Below are 7,445 nucleotides of genomic sequence, written 5' to 3' on the forward strand. Positions count from 1 at the left end.
GTTGTGGCATTAGTCAAAAAATACAAAATGGAAAACAGAGTCGTAATATCAACTTTCAACGTAAAAAGCCTAAAAAAATTGAGCAAGCTAAACAGCAAAATCAAAACTGCTTATTTAGTAAGCGCCCTTACATTTAAACGAGGTGGCTTAAAAAAAGCATTAAAAACATGCAAGGACTGCAAATGCACTTATATACATCCTTCTTACGATCTAGTGAACAAGGAATTTGTAGACGAAGCTCATAAAAAGGACATTTTAGTACAGGTTTACACTGTCAATTCTATAACTATAATGAGAAAGCTCATAAAGTTCAAGGTAGACGGTATTTTTACAAACTACCCTAAAATAATAAATACTATTGTCAATGATTAACTTTTGAAAGCTAATATTACAATTGTAAAAATACTATATATTAAACAATTAATACAATAAATTAGCAATACCTATTGACATATTTAAAAGAAAATTATACAATTTTATTAAATTATTGTGGAGGTTACAAATGGATAATATACTTATGGAATTTGAAGTTTTACAAAAAAACTTAGATAATTTACCTATTGAAAATTTAGCTGACTACGATCTAAGTAAAACTGCTTTATTTATAGTAGATATAAACAACGGATTTGCCAAAGAAGGAGCTCTATATTCTGATAGGATAAAATCTCTTATAACTCCTATCTATGAATTTGTAAAACCTTTGGAGGAGAAGTTAAACAAAATTATAGCCTTTACAGATACACACGATAAGAATTCTGTAGAATTAAATAGCTACCCAGAGCACTGTCTAGTAGATACTGAAGAATGTAAGGTGGTAGATGAACTTTTAAATATTAAAAACCTCGAAATTATACCAAAAAATTCTACAAACGGATTCTTTGCTATGGATGTTAATATATTGGACGATATAGATAATGTAGTGGTTGTTGGTGACTGTACAGATATATGTATATATCAGTTTGCAGTGACTCTAAAGGCTTATTTTAATGAAAAAAATATTAACAAAAACATCGTAGTCCCTATGAATTTGGTAGATACATATGATATACCATTTGTTCATCCAGGAGATCTTTTGAACATAGTATTTTTAAATAGTATGCTTCAAAATGGTGTTAAGCTAATTAAGAAATTTTCATTATAAATAACTAAAAACACACACTTCAAAAGAAAGAAGGCCTATATAATAGATATTACTCTATTTTGTAGGCCTTCTTTCTTTAAAAAACGACGACAATGGAAAATTCCATCGTCGTTTATTTCTAGTAATCGTATTCTTTACAGTTTTCGCAAATTGTAACCTTCATTTTCTTACCTATCATATTTTTGTAATCTAGTAAAAATTCATTTAATTGTGAATCGACTAAGTTGATACTTCCTGCACTCATCAATGTTACCTTTTCTTTATTTATTACGATTTTAAGGTCGTTTACATCGTTTTTTAGATGGCTTATTATGAAGCTATCGTATTCCAATCTTTTTGAAAATTTATTGTAAAAATCTGAATTCTTCACAATTGTTTCTTTTATATCGTCCTTAGACACCACTTCTACCTTTGGCTCTTGGCTGTTGTTATTTGCATTCATAGTATAATTTCTTATATCGTTTATATTCATAGAACCCATGCTGTTTAAATCATTTGGATTTATACCCATGCTTTTTAGCTGTCTTTCTATTTCGGCTTCATCTACTCCATATCTTTCTAGTAGTTTCTTTTGTATATTCATAAATTTTTCATTAGATATATTGTTTTCTCTCATATAATCGTATATTTTTGATGTAAACTCCGACATAGTCATGCTTCCGTCTGCCACCGAAAAATAAAGCTCATACATATAATTTTCAAATTTGTCTATGTCAGTTTCTTTGACTTTATTTTTTAATTCGTTAAAATCTATTATTCTATCATCTGACATCTAAATCCCTCCTGCCTGTAAAAAATAACCTTCATAAGATTATACCATAAATTGCTCTATTAATTATTGATTATTTGTTATATTTTTCAATTTAAATAATATTATATATAAATAGCTCAGGAGGTGTGAATTGTCATTTAGACTTTTATTAGTTTTTATTATATTGTTGTTTTTAGTAACTCCCTAGATCTAAAGATATATAATTTTATTTTAAAAGAGGTAAGAGAAAATAAAGTATTTAACATTATTTTGCTCATACCTCTTATTTTTATAGCATAAAAAATTAAATTTTCTTAGAAAATAATATTTTCTATTTGCTTAGTCATATCTACTGCATTATTGAAGAATGATTTTACATCTACCACAGTATTGCTGACGTTGGCAAATTCTGCCGCGAATGTAGCTACGTGACTTTCTATAACCTCACCTACAGATGCGACGCATGAATCTAAGTTATTATCTTGTACTCTATTTATAAAATCTACAAATAGCTTTTCGTCTACATCTTCCTCTTCTATATTTAATACTTGTTCTTCGCCATTTAAGAATTTTTTGATTTTTATTTGTTTATCTTTATATGAAGCCTCTACTTCACCTTCTTTGAAGAACAGTCTTATTTTTTTGTCACTTTCACCTGTGAATGCGTTTATATTGAAGTTTGCAGTTACTTTATTGTCGAATTTAAATATGCTAGTTAAATTGTCAGATACATCGTTGTCGCAGTAGAAAACGCATTTTCCATAAGGACCTTCTTTTAATATTTCTTCAAGGTTTTCCTTTGTAGGATTTACGTGAACTGCCTTGTTTTCAAATTGATCTTCATTTAAATACATTTTCTTAGCTGAGAAAGGACATTTTTCCTCTTCTAAACATCTAAAGCAGCTTTCACTCATTTTAGTATTGAAATTATCCCAATTAAATACTCTTAAATCAGAAAAACAAGCTACCTTTTCACAGCTTCCACCTGATAATTTTATCATAGTGTCTATATCCTGACAGCTACTTGTAAGCATGATTGCAGCTGTATCGCTAGTTATTCTCCAATTTCCTCTTACGTAATTGTGGATGAAGCTTTTATATCCGATGTCGACATTGTATGAAATATTTACTAGATTGCCTAAGTCCCCGCTGTCCACGATTTCTTGTAATTTATTGTAAAAATTTGAATATTTATTATTATAAGCTACCATAAAAAGTTTATCGCTATTTTTATCAGCAAACTCCTTTAGATGGACAAGTCCGTCTAAGCTATTTGCTGCGGGAGTTTCGACTAAAACATCGTATCCTCTGACTAGAGCTAGCTGAGCTGTATCGTAATGTAAAAGGTCGTAATGTGATATTATCACAGCGTCGGCAACTTTGTCGTGCGCGATGAAATCATTTAAGCTATCAAATACCATTTCCTCATCGACAGGGTATTTTTCTAAAAATGAGTCTCTTCTTCCCTTTTTATTTTCTACAAAAGCTACTATTTCACATTTGTCCTTGTACTTTTCTACAAGTGGAGCATATGTATAGGCTCCTCTAAGACCTGTACCTATAATAGCTAGTTTTACTTTTCCCATATAAATTCCCCTTTTCTTAAAGTGCTAAATTTCCGTACCATTTAATTATAATATATTTTTTCTTTGATTGTCCTGTTTATCTAATTTTTTGTTGTATAAAAACATATAAAATGCCGCTGCAAATACTACTAGATAACCCAATATACTTATCATATCTGGGCTTTCGTTGAAAAATACTATTCCTAAAACAGCAGAACAAATTATTCCACTGTAGTCGTATATAGAAATTTCCTTGGCTGGTGCATATTTATAAGCAAGCGTAATTCCAAATTGACCGACACTCGCTGACACTCCTGCAAGTAACAAGTAAACAAGTTGCATAAGTGTCATCGGCTTATAAACAGCTAAAAATACCGGTAAAATAACTATAAGCGAAAAAGTTGAGAAGAAAAATACTATTGTATAGTAATCCTCCTTATTACCTAAAACCCTGACACATGTATAGGCAAGCGCTGCAAATATTGCTCCCATCACTCCGACTAGATAAGGTATCACCTGCACGTTAAAGCTTGGCTTTATTATAAATAAAGCTCCTATAAAGGCTACTGTTATCATCGTAATTTGCTTTAAATTTATTTTTTCCTTTAAAAACAAAGCGCAGAAAATAACGACTAAAAACGGACTTAATTTATTCAACATATTGGCATCTGATAGCACAAGTCTATCCACTGCGTAGTAGTTACATACTATACCTATAGTCCCAAATAGAGATCTTAAAACTAGTACCTTTCTGTTCTCCTTCTTCCCTACTAAGCTTCCCTTGTGCTTTATTATTAAATATAGAGCTAGAAGTGCTGCTACTAGATTTCTAAAAAAGGTCTTTTGAAAGCTCGGCAAATCGCCCGCCATCTTTATAAACGCCGACATAACTGCAAATCCACACGCAGAGGCAATTATGCAGAGTATTCCTTTTATTCTGTTCGATTTGATTACTTTGTCCATTACAAAATTCCTCCTTAATAAATTATCTATAATATCGATTTCAATTATACACTCCAGCATATTATTTTATCGTTTATTTTTTTATTCGTCAAACCATAGATATTAAATATATTTCCCTGATTTTCCATTTATATTCATATAATTTTTATATTTTTTTGTTTGTTCTTTATATGTTAAAAAAAATCTCTAAGTTTTTTTATTTTTTGTATTGCATATTAATTTAATAGTTATAAAATAGTAATTAAGGTTATTCAAAATCGTTATCATGAGGGGGTGGGAAAATGCAAGATAATTACACTATGCCAATCTATCAAAAAATTGCGTTAGATTTGGCAAACAAAATCTATACAGGAAGTATAGTAGAAGGCAGTACTCTATATGGACGCTCTGTTTTAGCTGGAAAATACAACGTTTCTCCAGAAACTATCAGACGTGCTATAAAGCTTCTAGAAGATATAAAAATTGTCGAAAGTGTCAAAGGCAAAGGAGTTATCGTACTTTCTTCTAAAAAAGCGCTATCATTCATAAAAAAATACCAAGATATTACAAATATTTCATCTTACAAAAGCAGTTTATACAAATTGCTAAGTGAAAAATCAAAACTTGAAAACGAAATAGTAGATACTCTAAACAAGATTATCGACTATTCAAACAGACTAGAAATTATAAATCCACTAGTTCCAGTTCAATTCAATATTGAAGAAAACTGCAAGTACATAGGAAAAACAGCAGGTGAAACTAAATTCTGGCAAAATACAGGTGCAACAATTGTTGCTGTAAAAAGAGGCGAAGAACTTATAATCTCTCCAGGACCATATATAGAATTTTTAGTTGGAGATTTACTATTAGTAGTTGGAGATAAACATATCTACAATTCTGTACCGGCATTTTTATATGATACTAATGATGCTAAATAAAAAGTGTTACAAGAGTCCAAATACTCTTGTAACATTTTTTTATCTAAAAATTACTATATCCCCATAAATTATGTTAATATAATTACATATCAGAAAGTTGGGTGATAGATTTGAATTTAAATATAAAAAATAAGGAATTATTTTCTAATATAGGGCTAGTTTTAGTAGCCATTATATGGGGATTTGCGTTTATCGCTATAAAATTTACAGTGGGGTCAATTCCTCCATTTTATACGATTGCATTTAGATTTATTATTGCATCAATTGCGCTTGTCGTGATATTTTTTAATAAATTAAAGCAGATAAAAAAAGAAGATCTCATATGTGGTATGGTGCTGGGCTTATTTGCGTATATCGGTTATTTGGCACAGAATATAGGGCTTGAGTACACAACTGCTAGTAATAGTTCATTTCTATCTGTAACGGATGTCGTGATGGTTCCATTTTTGTATTGGGCGATAAGTAAAAATAGACCAGATATTTACCAGATATCAGCTGGGATAATAGTTATGATCGGTGTTGGATTTTTGTCTTTGAAGGAGAATTTTACCATGGGATTTGGCGATTTGATAACACTACTTGGAGCCTTTGGATTTAGCATGCATATGATTTATATAGATAGATACACAGAGAAAATCGACCCTATGATTTTGGTGATCGTGCAGATTTTGACATGTGCTGTATTGGGAGGTATTACGGCATTTTTAATGGAGGGAGCTTATGACTTCTCTAGACTTACAAAATTAAGTGTATTTGGAATTTTATTTTTGGGATTTATAAGCACATTGATTACGCTATCTCTGCAAAATATATGCCAAAAATACACAAAGCCAGTCAATGCATCGCTTATACTTTCCTCACAGACTATATTTGCGACATTATTCGCAATAACAATTTTAAAGGAAACACTTACGATTAAGATGGTTGTCGGCTGCTTGCTGATATTTATCGGGATAATTCTCTGCCAGGTAAAACCAAATTTATTTTCACATAAAAGCTGCCACATAGACAAGGAGGTATAAAAAATGGAAGTTGGACAAAAAATATTGATTAGCAAGGGATATGTTTTTAAGAATTATTTGAAGGGAACTGTTATAGAGTGTAAAACTAGGGAGAAGAAGATGACTGATGTCTTGTTAGATGATGTGATTTATGTCGTGAAGCTTGAAAATGGCGAGATCGTGGAGATATCTGATGATGTGCTTTGTAATTATACTGTGATTAAGGACAGCGAGGTTAAGACTCATATTTTGTATGATAAGTATACTGATGGGATTACTAATTCTGTTTATTATGTGGTGGATATGATAAAGAAGTTTTTTAGGAATCTTAGGAACGGTAAATAGGTATATAATGTTGAAATTTCAATGTTTTTTGTGATATACTATAGTTATACATATTAATATGAAATACTATTTTTTATAGGTTAATTTTTTAAATCTATTTTGAATTGTATTGGTATTATAGATTAAAATAATAAAGTAAATTAGTGATTTTGCTTTATTAAATTTTCAAAGTCCCACGCAGCAGTAATACCAACGGTTTGAGGTACTTTTGAGTATGTATAATAAAATTTATATGTAAGGAAAAAGTTGTACCCCGCAACGTGGGTCTCAAAGCTAGTAATTGCAAGGGCTAAAATTCTAGGGGTTTAAAAGAGCTCTTCACCTTAGGGTGATCGAAACTTCTAATTTTTCTGAAATACTATAGTCCCAACCATAGTCTTGTTTAAAAGAGCTCTTCACCTTAGGGTGATCGAAACTTCTTCATAATATCTTACATTTATAGATGATTCTCTTGTTTAAAAGAGCTCTTCACCTTAGGGTGATCGAAACCTACGCCTTGTCAGGCTGATAAACCAAGAATCATAAACGTTTAAAAGAGCTCTTCACCTTAGGGTGATCGAAACGATCCGAACAATAGTTTAAATCTATTATTCTCTGTATAGGTTTAAAAGAGCTCTTCACCTTAGGGTGATCGAAACCCTTTTGACTAGCTTCCATATGTTCTATGAATGTTTCTTGTTTAAAAGAGCTCTTCACCTTAGGGTGATCGAAACTGAATTAGTGCAAGAATGTATAAATAAATTTCATATTTTAGTTTAAAAG

At 30.7% G+C, this 7,445-nt stretch carries 8 protein-coding genes and 1 CRISPR repeat array; of the genes, 5 read left to right on the forward strand and 3 right to left on the reverse strand.

The genetic code is table 11. The features are described from left to right. Positions 1-372: glycerophosphodiester phosphodiesterase (locus tag MR593_RS07645; protein ID WP_290691583.1), on the forward strand; the 372-nt coding region annotated here is incomplete at its 5' end. Between the two features lie 130 nt (positions 373-502). Further along, positions 503-1,141: an isochorismatase family cysteine hydrolase gene (locus tag MR593_RS07650; protein WP_290691585.1), complete on the forward strand. Its 639-nt coding sequence runs from the start codon at positions 503-505 to the stop codon at positions 1,139-1,141. 118 nt (positions 1,142-1,259) lie between these two features. On the opposite strand, the gene MR593_RS07655 is transcribed toward MR593_RS07650, so the two are convergent. The 3 genes from MR593_RS07655 to MR593_RS07665 form a co-directional block, all read right to left on the reverse strand. Next, positions 1,260-1,913 (reverse strand): DUF3867 domain-containing protein, encoded by a 654-nt coding sequence (locus MR593_RS07655; protein WP_290691587.1) that lies wholly within the window; start codon positions 1,911-1,913, stop codon positions 1,260-1,262. Positions 1,914-2,206: 293 nt separating this feature from the next. Beyond that, positions 2,207-3,478: a Gfo/Idh/MocA family protein gene (locus tag MR593_RS07660; protein ID WP_290691588.1), complete on the reverse strand. Its 1,272-nt coding sequence runs from the start codon at positions 3,476-3,478 to the stop codon at positions 2,207-2,209. 45 nt (positions 3,479-3,523) lie between these two features. Continuing rightward, complete coding sequence (locus tag MR593_RS07665; RefSeq protein WP_290691590.1) at positions 3,524-4,420, reverse strand: DMT family transporter; 897 nt, start codon at positions 4,418-4,420, stop codon at positions 3,524-3,526. Positions 4,421-4,701: 281 nt separating this feature from the next. On the opposite strand from MR593_RS07665, the gene MR593_RS07670 reads away from it, so the two are divergent. The 3 genes from MR593_RS07670 to MR593_RS07680 all read left to right on the forward strand — a co-directional run bounded on the left by MR593_RS07670 (position 4,702) and on the right by MR593_RS07680 (position 6,683). Continuing rightward, positions 4,702-5,337, forward strand: coding sequence for a TrkA C-terminal domain-containing protein (locus MR593_RS07670; RefSeq protein ID WP_290691592.1), 636 nt, complete (start codon positions 4,702-4,704; stop codon positions 5,335-5,337). Between the two features lie 110 nt (positions 5,338-5,447). Then, on the forward strand, positions 5,448-6,359 hold the full coding sequence (locus tag MR593_RS07675) for a DMT family transporter (RefSeq protein ID WP_290691594.1): 912 nt from the start codon (positions 5,448-5,450) through the stop codon (positions 6,357-6,359). A gap of 3 nt (positions 6,360-6,362) precedes the next feature. Then, positions 6,363-6,683 carry a hypothetical protein gene (locus tag MR593_RS07680; RefSeq protein WP_290691595.1) on the forward strand — a complete coding sequence of 107 codons (321 nt, stop codon included), beginning with the start codon at positions 6,363-6,365 and terminating at the stop codon, positions 6,681-6,683. A gap of 303 nt (positions 6,684-6,986) precedes the next feature. Then, positions 6,987-7,396: a CRISPR direct-repeat array (repeat unit 36 nt; unit sequence GTTTAAAAGAGCTCTTCACCTTAGGGTGATCGAAAC). The last annotated feature ends 49 nt before the right edge of the window (positions 7,397-7,445 follow it).

The sequence above is a fragment of the Intestinibacter sp. genome (genome assembly GCF_022780145.1).
GTDB lineage: Bacteria > Bacillota > Clostridia > Peptostreptococcales > Peptostreptococcaceae > Intestinibacter.

Coding starts and splice junctions, on each gene's coding strand:
- MR593_RS07650 (WP_290691585.1), top strand. CDS start 503: ATGGATAATATACTTATGGAATTTGAAGTTTTACAAAAAAACTTAGAT.
- MR593_RS07655 (WP_290691587.1), bottom strand. CDS start 1,913: ATGTCAGATGATAGAATAATAGATTTTAACGAATTAAAAAATAAAGTC.
- MR593_RS07660 (WP_290691588.1), bottom strand. CDS start 3,478: ATGGGAAAAGTAAAACTAGCTATTATAGGTACAGGTCTTAGAGGAGCC.
- MR593_RS07665 (WP_290691590.1), bottom strand. CDS start 4,420: ATGGACAAAGTAATCAAATCGAACAGAATAAAAGGAATACTCTGCATA.
- MR593_RS07670 (WP_290691592.1), top strand. CDS start 4,702: ATGCAAGATAATTACACTATGCCAATCTATCAAAAAATTGCGTTAGAT.
- MR593_RS07680 (WP_290691595.1), top strand. CDS start 6,363: ATGGAAGTTGGACAAAAAATATTGATTAGCAAGGGATATGTTTTTAAG.